Source organism: Prevotella sp. HJM029 (assembly GCF_000599605.1).
In the GTDB taxonomy this organism is placed as follows: Bacteria; Bacteroidota; Bacteroidia; order Bacteroidales; family Bacteroidaceae; genus Prevotella.
On record NZ_AZHT01000160.1, the window covers coordinates 1 to 252 of the forward strand.

The window sequence follows — 252 nt, forward strand, 5'->3', positions numbered from 1 at the left end:
TCTTACTTAATCCCATTAAATCACAATAGGCTGCACCTGTATGACAGGCAAAAACAAACAAATCCCTTGCTGTTTCCATTTCTTCCTCCAACTCTCCGAAGTGGGTATTCATTAGTTTGTCAAGTGAACGTCTGTCAAGTGCCTTTGGGAGTTTCTTATCACCTCTTGTTATCTTTACATTAGCAAATAATAAGGTGTCAGCCAATCCTTCACGGTATGCCAACCTGCATACGGTCTTTATTTGGGATGCAA

At 40.5% G+C, this 252-nt stretch carries 1 pseudogene; it reads right to left on the bottom strand.

The annotated features are described in order from the left end of the window. Nucleotides 1-252: pseudogene (locus X919_RS14985) on the bottom strand (site-specific integrase); the annotation flags it as partial.